Here is a 14757-nt window from a genome sequence, read left to right as displayed (position 1 = left end):
ACCACCGCGGCCACCGTTGGGGTACTCGGGCCCGTCCGACTTCCCACTCCTGCTGCTCCCGGGCCGCCCTCGCGGTCAGCCGAAGGCGGCCAACAGCCGCTGCTCCTTGGCGGGTTCGATGCCTTGCCGCACCGCGCCGCCCGGCCGCCCCTTGCGTCCCTCGGCGTCGGTGTCCTCGGCCGGCCCGCGCGTCCGCAGCCACTCCCAGGTGTCCCGCGCCGTCTCGGCGAACGGCCGGCAGCGCAGCCCGGCCGCCTCCGCCCGGCCGGTGTCGGCCAGCCAGACGGCCGCGAACTCGGGCAGGTCCGGTGCCCAGAGCGGGAGTTCGGTCCACGCGCCGACCTGGTCCGGCCCCTCGGCGAGCAGCGGCCCGTCCGGGACCCAGACCAGCTCGGTGTCCGCGGCGCCCGCGACCTCCCGGCAGGTCTCCAGCCACTCGCCGAAGCGGAGCCGACCGGGCGGCGCCGTGGTGACGAACCGCCCCGCCGTCCCGGCCGTCAGCCGGTCCAGCCCGAAGGCGGCGAAGTCCCGGACGTCGATCACCTGCATGGTCCGCTGAGGGTCCCCCGGGGCGAGCACCCGCCCGCCGCGGGCCATCCGCTCCAGCCACCAGGGCAGCCGGCCGCCGAACTCGTACGGCCCGACCAGCAGCCCGCTGTTCAGCACCAGGGTGCGTCCGGCGCCGAACCCCGCCAGCACGGCACGCTCGCAGCCGGCCTTCAGGGCGTTGCCGGGCGGCTGGTCGGGCGGGGTGTCGGCGGGGCAGGGGTGGGGTGCGGAGTCCTCGTCGACCACCCGGGCGGGCCAGTCGGCGAAGGCGTGCACGGAGGAGACGAAGGTGTAGTGCCCGGCCCGCTCGCGCAGCAGCCGGGCACTGAGCGCGGCCTGGGCGGGCTGCTGGGCGGAGGTGTCGACGACGGCGTCCCAGCTGCGCCCCTCGACCAGCCGGGCGAGGTCCGCGGCGCTGTCGCGGTCGCCCCGGACGGCCTCGACACCGGGCAGGTCGGCGGCGCTGCGGCCGCGGTTGAAGGTGGTCACCCGGTGGCCCCGGGCGAGGGCCTCGGTGGCGTAGGCCCGGCCGAGGAAGGACGAGCCGCCTAGCAGGAGGATCTTCATACCGGCGACCCTCTCCCGTACGCCCTGCCCGTACGCCCGGATTCGCGGTCAGCAGAGGTCGGCCCGGCGGCGGCCGTACGGCGTCCGATCCGACGTGCCGCCCCACCCGGCCGCGCTTAGCATCCGAGGTGTACCGCGCTCGGCGCCCGCACCCCGGCCCGGTGCACGACCTGGTCCACGGCCCGGTGCCCGACCTGGTGCCCCGCCCCGGACGAAGGACCCGCGATGAACCAGCCCGAGCTGGAGGCCCTGGCCGCCGACGCGTACGTCTACGGTTACCCGCTGGTCGCCGGCCTCACCATGGTCGAGCGCTTCGTCCGGGGCGGCCTGGGCACCCTGCCGGCGGCGCCGTTCAACCACGTCGGCCACGCCACCCGGCTGGCCGGCCCGGCCGACGACTTCGTCTCGGTCAACAACGACATGCTCTACTCGATCGCCCAGCTCGACCTCTCCGAGGGCCCGCAGGTCCTGCGCGTCCCGGACACCGAAGGCGCCTACTACGTGCTGCAGTTCATCGACGCTTGGACGGACAACGTCGCCTACCTCGGCCGCCGGGCCACCGGCACCGGCGCGCAGACCTGGCTGATCGTCCCGCCCGGCTGGCACGGCACCCCGCCGGACCCGAGCCGGGTGATCGAACTGCCGACCACCGTCGGCACCGTCGTCGGCCGCTTCGCCTGCACCGGCCCGGACGACCTGCCCCGGGTCCGGGCCCTCCAGGCCGCCCTGGAGCTGGAGCCGCTGGAACCCGGCGGCCTGGTCGCCGGACTGCCCGAGCCGGACGGGGACGTCCCCGAGCGGCTGGCCTTCTTCGAGCGGATGCGGGTCTGGATGCAGGCCTTCCCGCCCGCCACCGCGGACGTCGAGTACCAGCGCCGCTTCGCCCCGCTCGGACTGCTGGACGACGGCGCCTCGCCGTACCGTGCGGCCGCCCCCGAGTGGACGCTCGCCCTGGCCAAGGGCCTGGCCGCCGGTCGCGAGCGGGTCGAGGACGCCACCCGACCGCCCGAGGACCACCCGCCCGGCGAGTGGCGCAGCGCGCTCCACCTCTTCGACTACAACACCGACCACCTGGGCCCGGGCACCCTGGACGACCCCGAGTGGCGCATCCCCGACCGCCGCGCCGCCTACCTCAGCCGGGCCGCCGCCGCCCGGGCCGGCCTCTGGGGCAACCACGCGTACGAGGCCTCGTACGCGATGACCTACGACGACTCCGACGGCCGGCCCCTCACCGGCGCCCACGACTACACCCTGCGCTTCGACCAGCCGCCGCCGGCCGGGGCGTTCTGGTCCGTCACGATGTACTCCGTCCCGGACTACTACCTGGTGGAGAACCCGATCGACCGCTACTCGATCGGCGACCGCACCCCCGGCCTGGTCCACGGCGAGGACGGCTCCCTCACCCTGGCCCTCCAGCACGACCAGCCCGAGGACCCGACCGCCGCCGCCAACTGGCTCCCCACCCCACCCGGCGAGTTCCGCCCCATCCTGCGCATCTACCAGCCGGGGCCCGCCGTCCTGGACGGCACCTACCAGATCCCCCCGATCCACCGACGCTGAGGCCCGCTTCCTGTGCGTCCAGCAATTCGAGGGCGCCCGCCCCTCCGAGGCCTTCCCACCTTGCGCGTCTACCAGCCCACACCTCCCAGGCCCCACCGGTGCTGACACCTGCACGAGAAGTCGGCCCGCCCGACTTCCTATGCGGGCGGTAATCCCGGCGGCGCCCGCTGCGCGGGGAGGCCCCCCGGTCCTGCGCGTCTACCACCGCGAGCCGCATCCCCCGGGCCCCGCCGGTCCACCGGCGCTGAAACGCCTGCCCCGGCCCCTGCACGAGAAGTCGGCCCCGCCGACTTTCTGTGCGCGGTGTTCCGGCGGTACTCGCACCTGGAGTTCCGGTGGCTCGCCCTTTCGGTGGACAGGAAGTCGGCCGGTTGAACTTCCTACGTGCGCAGCGGCTCGGAGTTTCAGCGCCCCGTCTCCACTGTGCACGAGAAGTCGGCGGGTTCGACTTTTCGTGCGTGATTCGCCGGTTTCTGTCGCAGAAATATGTCGGTCGGTCTACATAGTTGGCCGAGGCGCGGGCCCGCCACGCGCGAGAAGTCGATGGGGTCGACTTTCCGTGCGTGATTGGCCGGGCTCTGCGGCAGGAATATGACGGTTGGTCTACATAGTTGGCCAGGCTCGGGTCGGTCGTGCACAGGAAGTCGGCCAGGTCGACTTCCTGTGCGGGCAGTTGTGGTTGGGGTTCCGGGGGCCGGTCGCTGCCGTGCGCGAGAAGTCGATGGGGTCGACTTTTCGTGCGTGATTTGCCGGGTGCTGCGGCAGGAGTATGTCGGTCGGTCTACATAGTTAGCCGGGGGTCGGGTCGGTCGTGCACGAGAAGTCGATCGGGTCGACTTCCTGTGCGTGATTCGCTGCGGGATGCGGCAGGAATATGACGGTTGGTCTACATAGTTAACCGGGGCTTGGTTCGGTCGTGCGCGAGAAGTCGGTGGGGTCGACTTCCTGTGTGCGGTTTCTTGGTGGCGCGCGGCGGGATTCTCGGTGGCTGGCTATCTGCTGCGCACAGGAAGTCAGCCGGGCCGACTTCTCGTGCGGCCCTTGGCGTGCTCGGTGGGTTGCGTCGGCGGGCTATCGGGTCGGTGAGGAGGCCGGTGCCGTGCCGGAGGGGGATGGCGAGGCTTCCGTCGTGGGTGGGGCCGAGGGGGAGGGGGTTGTCGTCGGCGAACTGGTCGGTGGGATGGTGGCGGTCGGCAGGGGACTGGCGGGCTGCGTGGCGGTCGGCGACGGATCAGGCGTCGAGGATGCCGAGCCGCCGCGGGTGTGCGGGCCGCCCTCCAGGGTGACCACTGCCTGTGAGGGTGGTAGCGCGATCCGGGCGGTCCAGTGGGTGGTCGGCGCCTGGTCCTCGTCGACGGTGACGATCACGGTGATCCGCTGGCCGGGCGCCAGGGTGCCGGAGTCGCGGCTGAGCCGGAGCCAGCCGGCGTCCGTCATCGCGTGCCAACGGATCTCCGTGGTACCGGAGTTGGTGAGGGTGAGGACGGTCCGGCTGCCGTACTCGGCGGCCTCGACGGTGAGCAGTCCGGACGGGGCCGGCTGGCCCGTGCCCGTTGCGGAGGCCCGGTCGACCACGGGGGCCGGTGCGGCGACCAGGCTCGGGTTGCCGAGCGGTGTCGCGCCGTGGGCCGGCACCGGGATCACCGCGCCCTGGACGGTGAGCCGCGGAAACCCCGGAAGCAACGTTTCTGCACCGCCCGCACCAACCCCACCCGCGACCACCCCGGCCCCGGCCCCCGCCAGCTCCATCCCCGGCATGCCGGACGCACCCGGCCCCGCCGGACCGCCCATCGTGGGCCGCGGCCGCTGCCCGGTCGGCCGCCCGGCCTCGTCCACCCGCACCGCCGACACCGCGGCCGCCGACCCGGACCCGCCGCCGCCCCGGTGCCCGGCCCAGAGCGCGACCACCGGCGCCGCCAGTACGGCCGCGAGCACCCCGGTGGTCACCACCCGCCGACGCACCGCCAGCCCGCGCCCCGCGTCCGGCGCCCGGTGCCGGGGGAAGCCGCCCTGGTCGAACCGCAGCCCCGGCTCGACCACCCGATCGGCCACCCGGTCGGCCACCCGATCCGCCGCCACCCCCGCGACCACGGCGCCCCCGGAAAGGTCCGCCGGAGCCCGCAGCAGCGCCAGCCCTGAGAGCCCCGCCACACCCCCTGCCGGACCCCCCGCCGAAACCGCCGCCGCCTCGCTCGCGGCCACCCGCTCCGCCGTCCCCCGGCAGGTCGGGCAGTCCACCACGTGCTGCACCAGCTCCCGCCGCAGCGCCGGGCCGAGCACCCAGTCCCGCCAGGACTCCGCCCCGGCCCCGCCGAGCCGGTCCAGCTCCGGGCAGCTGCCCACGCCGAGCACCAGCAGCGCGGCCCTGGTCCGGGCCACCTCGGCCTCGGCCCCGGCCAGCAGCGCGCGGGTCCGCTCGAACGGCAGGCCCAGCACCGCCGCCACCTCCAGCGGGGTCAGCCGGTGCCGGACGGACAGCTCCAGCGCCTCGCGCTGCTCGGGGTCGGTCCCGGCCGCCTCGGGCCAGGCGAGCGAGGACAGTTCGCGCCGCCGCCGAGCCGCCTCGGCCTCCCCCGGCTCGGCCCCGGGCACACGCCCGGCTTCAGCCCCGGCTCCGGCCACGTCACCGACCCCGCCGACGTCACCGACCTTGCCCACGTCACCACCCCCAGCCGAGCCCGGCCCGCCGCCCGCCAGCCGACGCAGGCAGCAGTACCGGGCCAGCGAGAACAGCCAGGCGCGCAGCAGCCCGGGCTCGGCCAGCCGGGCGCCGTGCCGCCGCGCCAGCTCCCGGACCTCGCGCAGGGCGTCGGCGGCCGCGTCGTGCTCGCAGAGCACCGACAGGCAGTAGGTGAACAGGCCGTCCACCTGCCGCTCGTACGCCGCGAGCGCGGCAGCGGCCCGCGAACCGGCCGGCCCAGCCGACTCGGTCGACCCACTCGGCCCACTAGACCCACTAGACCCACTCGGCCCACTCGGCCCACCCGACCGGCCCCGCCTGCCCGGCCCGACCGACCCGGTCGGCCCCACAGTTCTCGTCGTCACCCGTCCGACGGTAGAGAACGCGGACGGCTGACCCCGGCCATTCGCCGCGTATGTACTTCTTTCGGGTAACAACATCGCCCATCTGTGTGGACGCGCGGTGGACCCAGGGTGGACCCGGGGCGGACGCGCGGCGGGCCCGCGGCAGGCCCTCTGCCGGACCCGCCGTTGTCGGACCCAGGCGCTACGGTGGGCCGCATGCCTCCGCGTTCCAAGACCACCGCCAAGCCCCGCCCGGCGTACCGCTGCACCGAGTGCGGCAACCAGCTGCCCAAGTGGGTCGGCCGCTGCCCGGAGTGCAACGCCTGGGGCACGGTCGAGGAGTACGGCGCGGTGCCGATCCGCACCACGGCCGCCGGCCCGGTCAGCGCGCCCGCCCGCCCGATCGCCCAGGTGGACGGCCAGGTCGCGACGGCCCGCTCGACGGGCGTGCCCGAGCTGGACCGGGTGCTCGGCGGCGGCCTGGTGCCCGGCGCGGTGGTGCTGCTGGCCGGCGAGCCCGGCGTCGGCAAGTCCACCCTGCTGCTGGACGTCGCCGCCAAGGCGGCCACCGACCGGCACCGCACGCTCTACGTCACTGGCGAGGAGTCGGCCGGCCAGGTCCGGCTGCGCGCGGACCGGATCAACGCCCTCTCCGAGCACCTCTACCTCGCCGCCGAGTCCGACCTCGGCGCGGTGCTCGGGCACATCGAGGCGGTCAACCCCGGCCTGCTGATCCTGGACTCGGTGCAGACCATCGCCTCCGCCGAGCTGGACGGCGCCCCCGGCGGCCCGGCCCAGGTCCGCGAGGTGGCCGGCGCGCTGATCCGGGCGTCCAAGGAGCGCGGCATGGCCACCCTGCTGGTCGGCCACGTCACCAAGGACGGCCAGATCGCGGGCCCGCGCCTGCTGGAGCACCTGGTGGACGTGGTGCTGAGCTTCGAGGGGGACCGGCACGCCCGGCTGCGGCTCATCCGCGGGGTCAAGAACCGCTACGGCGCGACGGACGAGGTGGGCTGCTTCGAGCTGCACGACGAGGGCATCGTCGGCCTGGCCGACCCGTCCGGCCTCTTCCTGACCAGGCGTGACAAGCCCGTCCCCGGCACCTGCCTCACCGTCACCCTGGAGGGCAAGCGCCCGCTGGTGGCCGAGGTGCAGGCGCTGATGGTGGATTCGCAGATCCCCTCCCCGCGGCGCACCACCTCCGGCCTGGAGTCCCCCCGGATCGCGATGATCCTGGCCGTGGTCGAGCGGCACGGCGGGGTGAAGCTCGGCAAGCAGGACATCTACACCGCGACGGTCGGCGGGGTGAAGCTGACCGAGCCCTCCGCGGACCTCGCGGTGGCGCTCGCGGTGGCCAGCTCCTCCACCGACACCCCGCTGCCCAGCAACCTGGTGGCGATCGGCGAGGTCGGCCTGGCGGGCGAGGTGCGGCGGGTGACGGGCGTGCAGCGGCGGCTCGCCGAGGCGCACCGGCTGGGCTTCACCCACGCCCTGGTCCCGCCGGACCCGGGCAAGGTGCCGCCGGGCATGAAGGTGGTCGAGGTGGCCGACATCGGCGAGGCGCTGCGGGCCATCCCGGGCCGCCGCCGCGCCGCCGCCAAGCCGCGCACCGAGGCCCGCGGTGAGGCACCGTCGGCGCCGCCGGCCCCGCGCTCCGCCCGGGCCGCGGACCGCCCGGCGGCGTACCCCGAGGAGCTGATGGAGGGGTGGGAGCCGCTCGACTCCGACGAACTGCGCTGACCCAAGCCCTGCCGAGGCCACACACAGTTAGACTTTCCCCAGTCTCATTGGCCAGAAGGCAGTACCGAGCGGTACTGAGCGACACAGCAACAGACCGCGGACCGGCGCACGGCGCGAGGCGCGCGGCACGGGTCGACCGGAGGAGTCACGTGGCAGCCAGCGACCGGGGGGCGGACAAGGCCTCCCGCGAGGAGGCCCTGCTGCGGGCCTCCCTCACCGCCATCGCGCCCGGTACCGCGCTTCGTGACGGCCTGGAGCGGGTCCTGCGGGCCAACACCGGCGGTCTGATCGTGCTGGGCTTCGACAAGACCGTCGAGTCCCTGTGTACCGGCGGCTTCGTGCTGGACGTCGAGTTCAGCGCCACCCGGCTGCGCGAGCTGTGCAAGCTCGACGGCGCGGTGGTGCTCGACAAGGACATCACCAAGATCGTCCGGGCGGGCGTGCACCTGATGCCGGACTCGACCATCCCCACCGACGAGACCGGCACCCGCCACCGCACCGCCGAGCGGGTCAACCGGCAGACCGGCTACCCGGTGGTCGCGGTCTCGCACTCGATGCGGCTGATCGCGATGTACGTCAACGGCACCCGCCGGGTGCTGGAGGACTCCACCACCGTCCTCTCCCGCGCCAACCAGGCGCTGGCCACCCTGGAGCGCTACAAGCTGCGCCTGGACGAGGTGGCCGGCACGCTCTCCGCCCTGGAGATCGAGGACCTGGTGACGGTCCGGGACGTCACCGCCGTGGCCCAGCGCCTGGAGATGGTCCGGCTGATCGCCACCGAGATCGCCGGCTACGTGCTGGAGCTCGGCATCGACGGCCGGCTGCTCTCGCTCCAGCTGGACGAGCTGATCGCGGGCGTCGAGCCGGAGCGCGAGCTGGTCGCCCGGGACTACTTCCCGGAGCGGGCCGCCAAGAAGGGCCGGACGGTCACCGAGGTGCTGGCCGACCTGGAGGCGCTCACCCACGCCGAGCTGCTGGACCTCCAGACCGTCGCCAAGGCGCTCGGCTACTCGGGCTCGCCGGAGTCGCTGGACTCGGCCGTCTCGCCGCGCGGCTACCGCCTGCTGGCGAAGATCCCGCGCCTGCCCAACACCGTCATAGAGCGCCTGGTCGAGCACTTCGGCGGGCTCCAGAAGCTGCTCGCCGCGAGCATCGACGACCTGCAGACCGTCGAGGGCGTCGGCGAGACCCGTGCTCGCTCGGTCCGCGAGGGCCTGTCCCGCCTTGCCGAATCGTCCATCCTGGAGCGCTACGTCTGACCGGACGCGCACCGCGCACGGACGCCCGAACTCGTCGACGGCCCCCGGGGAAACGATTCCTCCGGGGGCCGTCGCACGCCCGGACCGCGCCCGCGGCGCACCGGGTCTGCCACGCACCGGGTCTGCCGCGCCGCAACCGACGGAGCCCCCGGCCGCCGCGTGGCGACCGGGGGCTCCGGGGGAAGTCGACCGGTTCTCAGCCGTCCAGCCGGATCGAGGCCCGCGCCGAGACCTTGTCCCCGGAGAGCCCGGTGAGCTCCGCGAGCACCACGTAGGTGCCGCTCGGCGGCGGCGTCTGGTCGGCCGTCGCGCACTGCGGCTTGCTGCGGCTGCGGTCCCAGGTGAAGGTCTCGGTCTGGCTGCCGTTCGCGCCGAGCTGCACCCAGATGCTGCCCTTGTCGGCCGGGCAGTCGCCGGAGGACCAGACCCGGTCGTTGTTGCTGCCGCTCACGGTGATCACCGAGGCGGTGCGGCCCAGGTCCACCCGGCAGTTGGTGCCGGAGGAGTTCTTGACCGTCAGGGCCAGCCGGGGCTTGTCCTTGGGCTGGTACGAGTTCTGGGTGCCGGCCAGCTCCAGCGCCACCTGCGAGGAGGCGCAGACCGGCAGCGCCATGATCTCGGGGGTGTTCACCGCCGGAGCGCCGCCGGCCGCGCCACCGGCGCCACCCGCACCGCCGGAGCCGCCCGTACCGCCGCCGGTGGCCGGCGCGGCGCCGCCCCCGGGGGCCGGGTTGGCGCCGGCGCCGGTGCCGCCGCTGAGGTTGACCTCGGTGCCGCCACCGCCCGCGACCGGGCCGCCCCCGGTGCCGCCGCCCGGGCGCGCCGCGGGGCCGCTCGGCGAGGCGCCGGGTGTGATGGCCTGGGCCGGGGTCTGGGTCTCGGACGGAACGGCCTGTGCGGCCTTGCCCTGTGAGCCGCCGTCACCGCCCCCGCCCTGATCGATCATCAGCCAGGCGATCAGCGCGACGACCGCCGCGACGGCGACGAGCACGACGACGCGCCGACGCCAGTAGATCGAGGCCGGCAGTGGTCCGACGGGTTGACGCAGAGAAGGCACGATCAAACTCTACGAGACTGTGTGTGGCGATTGACTCACCAACACCGCACAGTCGCCCCTTCCTTCACATGATCCGCCATTTGATCCGTTCGAGCGAGCCCCATTCGGACGATTTCCGGGGCGTTCCCGGGAGGATCCGGATCGGCCTGATCCACTTCGGCCCGGTCGGCGGGCATGGGAGGATCGAAGGGCCATGACTGCCATCACCGCCCCCGCCGCCGACACCGTCCGGCCGCCGATGCCCCTGCCGCTGTTCCACTCGACCGTCCTGGACTGGTACGAGGCGAGCAAGCGGGACCTGCCCTGGCGGGCCCCCGACGCGACGCCCTGGGCGGTCATGGTGAGCGAGTTCATGCTCCAGCAGACCCCGGTCAAGCGCGTGCTGCCCGCCTGGGAGGCCTGGCTCACCCGCTGGCCGACCCCGGCCGACCTCGCCGCCGAGGCGCCCGGCGAGGCGGTCCGGATGTGGGGCCGGCTGGGCTACCCGCGCCGGGCGCTGCGCTTGCACGCGGCCGCGGTGGCGATCACCGAGGAGCACGACGGCGAGGTCCCGGACGACCACGCCACCCTGCTCTCGCTGCCCGGGGTTGGGGAGTACACCGCCGCCGCCGTCGCGTCCTTCGCCTTCCGCCAGCGGCACGTGGTGCTGGACACCAACGTCCGCCGGGTCTTCGCCCGCGCGGTGACCGGCGTCGAGTACCCGGCCCAGGCCACCACCGCCGCCGAGCGCCGCACCGCCACCGCGCTGCTGCCGGACGACGCCGAGACGGCCGCCACCTGGGCGGTCGGCGTGATGGAGCTGGGCGCGCTGGTCTGCACCGCGCGCGGCCCGGAGTGCGGGGACTGCCCGCTGTTCACCACCTGCGCCTGGCAGCGGGCCGGCCGCCCGCCGTACGAGGGCCCGGCCCGGCGCGGCCAGTCCTACGAGGGCACGGACCGCCAGGTGCGCGGCAAGCTGCTCGCGGTGCTGCGCGAGGCGCACGGGACGGTGCCGCAGGCCCGGCTGGACGCGGTCTGGCCGGACGCGGTGCAGCGGGCCCGGGCGCTGGACGGCCTGGTGGCGGACGGCCTGGTCGAGCCGGTCGAGCAGGGCGTCTACCGGCTGCCGCAGTAGGAAGCACCCGTATGGAGGCGTCGACCAGCAGGACGGACCTCCCGGGGGCGCCGCCGTACGGGCCGGGCCGTCAGACGGCCGCCGCCTCCAGCGAGGCCTCGGCCGGCTTCTCCTCCTTGCCGGTCCCGCGCAGCGGCACGTCGCGCAGGAACAGCGCGGCGGCGATGGCGATCACGGCGATCCCGGCGCCCCACAGGAAGACGGTGTGGATGCCGTTGGACACCGCGTGGTGGATGGCGTCCTGGACGGCCTCGGGCAGCTGGCGCAGTTCGTCCGGGCTCATCTCGCTCGGGTCCTTCGCCCCGCCGGCCGACGCCTGCGCGCCGAGCCGCTCGGTCATGGTGTCCTTCATCCGGTTGTTGAACAGCGCGCCGAACAGCGCGACGCCGAAGGAGCCGCCGATGGTGCGGAACAGGGTGGCGGTGGAGCTGGCCACGCCCATGTCCTTGAGCTCGACGCTGTTCTGCGCGACCAGCATGGTGATCTGCATCAGGAAGCCCATGCCGGCGCCGAGCACGACCATCCAGCAGGCCGAGGTGAAGCTGCTGGTTCCCACGCCCATGGTGGAGAGCAGGATCAGGCCGACGGTCATCACGACGGTGCCGATGATCGGGTAGATCCGGTACTTGCCGGTCTTGGTGACGGCCTGGCCGACCACCAGCGAGACCACCAGCATGCCGAACATCAACGGCATCAGCAGCAGGCCGGAGTTGGTGGCCGAGGCGCCCTGGACGATCTGCTGGTAGAAGGGCAGGAAGAAGGTCGAGCCGAACATCACGAAGCCGACGATGAAGCCGATGATCGAGACCAGGGTGAAGTTCAGGTTCCTGAACAGGGCCAGCGGCAGCATCGGCTCCTCGACCCGCTGCTCCACGTAGCAGAACGCGATCAGCGAGGCGACGGCGAGCGCGCCCAGGCCGAGGATCTCCTTGGAGCCCCAGGCGTACTCCTGGCCGCCCCAGGTGGTCAGCAGTACGAGCGAGGTGATGCCGGTGGTGAGCAGGATCGCGCCCAGGTAGTCGATCCGGGCGGTGCTGCGGACCTTCGGCAGCTTCAGGGTGACGACGACGACGGCGAGCGCGACCACGCCGAGCGGCAGGTTGATGTAGAAGGTCCAGTGCCAGCTCAGGTGGTCGGTGATGAAGCCGCCGACCAGCGGGCCGCCGACCGTGGCCAGGGCCATCACCGCGGCGAACATGCCCTGGTACTTGCCGCGGTCGCGCGGCGGGACGAGCGCTCCCATGATCGACATGACGCCGACCATCAGACCGCCGGCACCCAGGCCCTGGACGGCGCGGAAGGCGATCAGCTCGGTCATGTTCTGCGACAGGCCGGACAGCGCCGAGCCCACCAGGAAGATCACGATCGAGGTGAGGAAGCTGCCCTTGCGGCCGTACAGGTCGCCGAGCTTGCCCCAGATCGGGGTGGAGGCGGCGGTGGTCAGGGTGTAGGCGGTGACCACCCAGGACCGGTGCTCGGCCCCGCCGAGGTCGCCGACGATGGTCGGCATCGCGGTGCCGACGATCAGGTTGTCGAGCATGGCCAGCAGCATGGTGACGACCAGGCCGACCATCACGAGGCGGATCTCGCGCGGTGACCGCGGTTGCTCCTCCTCGGCCGTCCTGTCCTCCGGCACCGGGCCGGCGGTCTTGGGCTGTGACATGAGGGGGTCTCCCGGAGGGTGGTGCGGACGGAGCGTCGCGCCGGGCGGCGGCTCACTTACTTGTCGCCCGGCTAGTTTGTCGATCGTCGGCACGGTAGGCTGTTTACTAGCCGGTCGTCAAGCCAGTTTCCCGACCGGCGGTCTGGGCAGGGAGAATGAGCCCGGGGCGGACACCGTCCCGGGGTCCGCAGAAGTCACCGACGCAGTCATGAGGCAGGCCATGGGCACTCCGCACAGCCCCCGCAGCGACACCCGGGCTCGCATCATCGAGGTGTCACTGGAGCTCTTCGCGGAGCAGGGCTACGAGCAGACCTCGCTGCGTGAGATCGCCGACCGCCTGGGCGTCACCAAGGCCGCGCTCTACTACCACTTCAAGACCAAGGACGACATCGTCCTGGGCATCGTCGAGCGGATGGCCGCGCCGATCGACGACACCATCGCGTGGGGCCGCGAGCAGGCCTGGAGCCCGAAGACGCGGGACGAGCTGATCCGCCGCTTCGCGGACGGGATGGCCGAGCGGGCCCCGCTGCTGCGCTTCTTCCACGAGAACCAGCCCGCGCTGCGCGAGTCCCCGGCCGGGCTGGCCTTCAAGGACCGCATGATCACCATGGTGCAGCTGGTGCACGGGCCGGGCGCGGACTTCCACGACCGGCTGCGGGCCGCGATGGCGCTGTTCACCGTCCACTCGTCGCTGTTCCTGTTCAAGCAGGACAGCACGGACTCCGGCCAGGCCCGGAACGTGTGGGGCGAGCAGCCGCCCCTCGCCGGCCTGGACGACGCGATCAGGGCGGCCCGGGACGTCGCGCTGGAGATCGGCGCCGGGATCGGCCACTCCGCCCCCGACGCCGGCTGAACGACGCCGGCCGAACGACGTCGGCCGAACGACGTCGGCCGAACGCCGCCGACCGAACGGCGGCGCCCGGGCGGCAGGGGCGGCGCCAGGGCGCCCGGCGGCTCAGAAGTTCGTGACGCCGTGCCCCGCGAGGTACGCGATCGGGTTGACCACCGCGCCGTAGCGGTTGCTGGTGCGGATCTCGAAGTGCAGGTGCGGGCCGGTCGAGTTGCCGGTGCTCCCGGAGGCCCCGATCCGCTCGCCCGCCGCCACCCGCTGGCCCGCCGAGACGGCGACGGAGGACAGGTGGGCGTACTGGGCGAAGTGCCCGTCCGCCAGCCGCAGCACGACCTCCTTGCCGTACGCGCCGTCCCAGCCGGCCGACACCACGGTCGCGTCGCCGACCGCCAGCAGCGGCGTGCCCGGGGAGACCGCGAAGTCCACCCCGGTGTGGTACCCGGCCGCGTAGCCGCGGTTGGGCTTCCCGTACGGGTTGCTGGTCGGCGCGTTCGGCACCGGCGCCGACCACCCGGGAGCCGGGGCGGGTTCGGGCGCGGGCGCGGCCTCGGGAGCCGGTTTGGCGGCGGGCTCCGGCTCCGGCGCCGGCGGTTCGAGCGGCAGCAGGTTGGCCGCCACCGCCACGGACTGCTGCGCCGAGTCGCCGTCGTCGGGCAGTTTGTACGGGCTGGGGCCGGCCACCTGGACCAGCCCCGCGTTCGGCACCTCCGCCCTCGGCACGGTGAAGGCCGAGCTGCCCGGCGTGGTGGGCCGCACGGTCTGGGCCGAGGCGGTGCCCGGGGCGGCCACCAGCAGCACGCCGGCGAGCAGCACGGCGGCCGCCCCGGCCGAGACCAGGGCGTGGTCGTGCTCGGCCCGCTGCCGGCTGCCGGGCAGCGTGGCGTGCCGGGGCGAGGCGAGCGCGCGCAGCGGCGCGGCCTGGGTGCGGACGGCGTGGCCGATCCGGGGCTGCCAGGCGGCGGCCTGGGCCGCCGTACGGGCGGCGAGCCGGCGCAGGGCCGGCCCCACGGGCGGGACGGTGGACATCGCTTGCCGTACCTCACGGTCGTACGAGGGCAGCACGAAGGGCCCGTTCGGGAGTGTGCTGAGCGGGGGACCACTCAGGTGTAACGGTCACCGAGCGGAGTCCCAAACGGTGTGACGTACTACGGCGTGTAGTCAGCGTGGCGCCGGAGATTCAGACCGACGGAGTAGTGATCACGGGATCCGGCCGTCCAGGACCGCCCAGGACCGCCCCGGCGCGCCCCGCGGGTGGCCCGGCCCCGGGTACTACCGCCGGTCGTACCGTGCCGGAGCCCTGTGACCAGCACCACGCGCGGCCGGGGTTCGTACGAGCCGCCTTCCGGGACCGGCGTCCGGCCTGACAAAGCGTCC

10 protein-coding genes are annotated in these 14757 nt (G+C 74.0%); 5 read left to right on the top strand and 5 right to left on the bottom strand.

From position 1 onward, the window contains the following. Positions 1-75 precede the first annotated feature (75 nt). Entirely contained in the window at positions 76-1116 is a 1041-nt protein-coding gene (locus ABZW03_RS00710; protein WP_355249996.1) for an NAD-dependent epimerase/dehydratase family protein, read from the bottom strand. 225 nt (positions 1117-1341) lie between these two features. On the opposite strand from ABZW03_RS00710, the gene ABZW03_RS00705 reads away from it, so the two are divergent. After that, positions 1342-2676, top strand: coding sequence for a DUF1254 domain-containing protein (locus ABZW03_RS00705; protein ID WP_355249994.1), 1335 nt, complete (start codon positions 1342-1344; stop codon positions 2674-2676). Between the two features lie 1071 nt (positions 2677-3747). Here ABZW03_RS00705 and ABZW03_RS00700 read toward each other — a convergent pair. Then, the gene (locus tag ABZW03_RS00700) at positions 3748-5544 is read right to left on the bottom strand and encodes a hypothetical protein (RefSeq protein ID WP_355249992.1); all 1797 of its coding nucleotides are present in this window, start codon (positions 5542-5544) and stop codon (positions 3748-3750) included. 372 nt (positions 5545-5916) lie between these two features. Here ABZW03_RS00700 and radA point away from each other — a divergent pair, with 372 nt between their 5' ends. Both radA and disA read left to right on the top strand, forming a co-directional pair. Then, positions 5917-7440, top strand: a complete 1524-nt coding sequence (radA, locus tag ABZW03_RS00695) for a DNA repair protein RadA (RefSeq protein ID WP_355249990.1) — start codon at positions 5917-5919, stop codon at positions 7438-7440. A gap of 200 nt (positions 7441-7640) precedes the next feature. Continuing rightward, complete coding sequence (disA, locus tag ABZW03_RS00690; protein WP_188306273.1) at positions 7641-8699, top strand: DNA integrity scanning diadenylate cyclase DisA; 1059 nt, start codon at positions 7641-7643, stop codon at positions 8697-8699. A gap of 196 nt (positions 8700-8895) precedes the next feature. Here disA and ABZW03_RS00685 read toward each other — a convergent pair whose 3' ends face one another. Beyond that, positions 8896-9756 carry a hypothetical protein gene (locus tag ABZW03_RS00685; protein WP_355249988.1) on the bottom strand — a complete coding sequence of 287 codons (861 nt, stop codon included), beginning with the start codon at positions 9754-9756 and terminating at the stop codon, positions 8896-8898. 238 nt (positions 9757-9994) lie between these two features. Between ABZW03_RS00685 and ABZW03_RS00680 the strand changes: the two genes are divergently transcribed. Beyond that, positions 9995-10870 (top strand): A/G-specific adenine glycosylase, encoded by an 876-nt coding sequence (locus ABZW03_RS00680; RefSeq protein WP_355250004.1) that lies wholly within the window; start codon positions 9995-9997, stop codon positions 10868-10870. Positions 10871-10940: 70 nt separating this feature from the next. Here ABZW03_RS00680 and ABZW03_RS00675 read toward each other — a convergent pair whose 3' ends face one another. After that, a complete protein-coding gene (locus ABZW03_RS00675; RefSeq protein WP_355249986.1) occupies positions 10941-12533 on the bottom strand; it encodes an MDR family MFS transporter in 1593 nt (530 codons plus the stop codon). Between the two features lie 220 nt (positions 12534-12753). On the opposite strand from ABZW03_RS00675, the gene ABZW03_RS00670 reads away from it, so the two are divergent. Next, positions 12754-13386 (top strand): helix-turn-helix domain-containing protein, encoded by a 633-nt coding sequence (locus tag ABZW03_RS00670; protein ID WP_355249984.1) that lies wholly within the window; start codon positions 12754-12756, stop codon positions 13384-13386. Positions 13387-13488: 102 nt separating this feature from the next. Here the strand turns inward: ABZW03_RS00670 and ABZW03_RS00665 are convergent, their stop codons facing one another. After that, positions 13489-14409: a M23 family metallopeptidase gene (locus tag ABZW03_RS00665; protein WP_355249982.1), complete on the bottom strand. Its 921-nt coding sequence runs from the start codon at positions 14407-14409 to the stop codon at positions 13489-13491. Between the last annotated feature and the right edge of the window lie 348 nt (positions 14410-14757).

The organism is Kitasatospora sp. NPDC004799, assembly GCF_040609095.1.
In the GTDB taxonomy this organism is placed as follows: domain Bacteria; phylum Actinomycetota; class Actinomycetes; order Streptomycetales; family Streptomycetaceae; genus Kitasatospora.
This window is presented reverse-complemented; position numbering and strand designations above follow the sequence as displayed.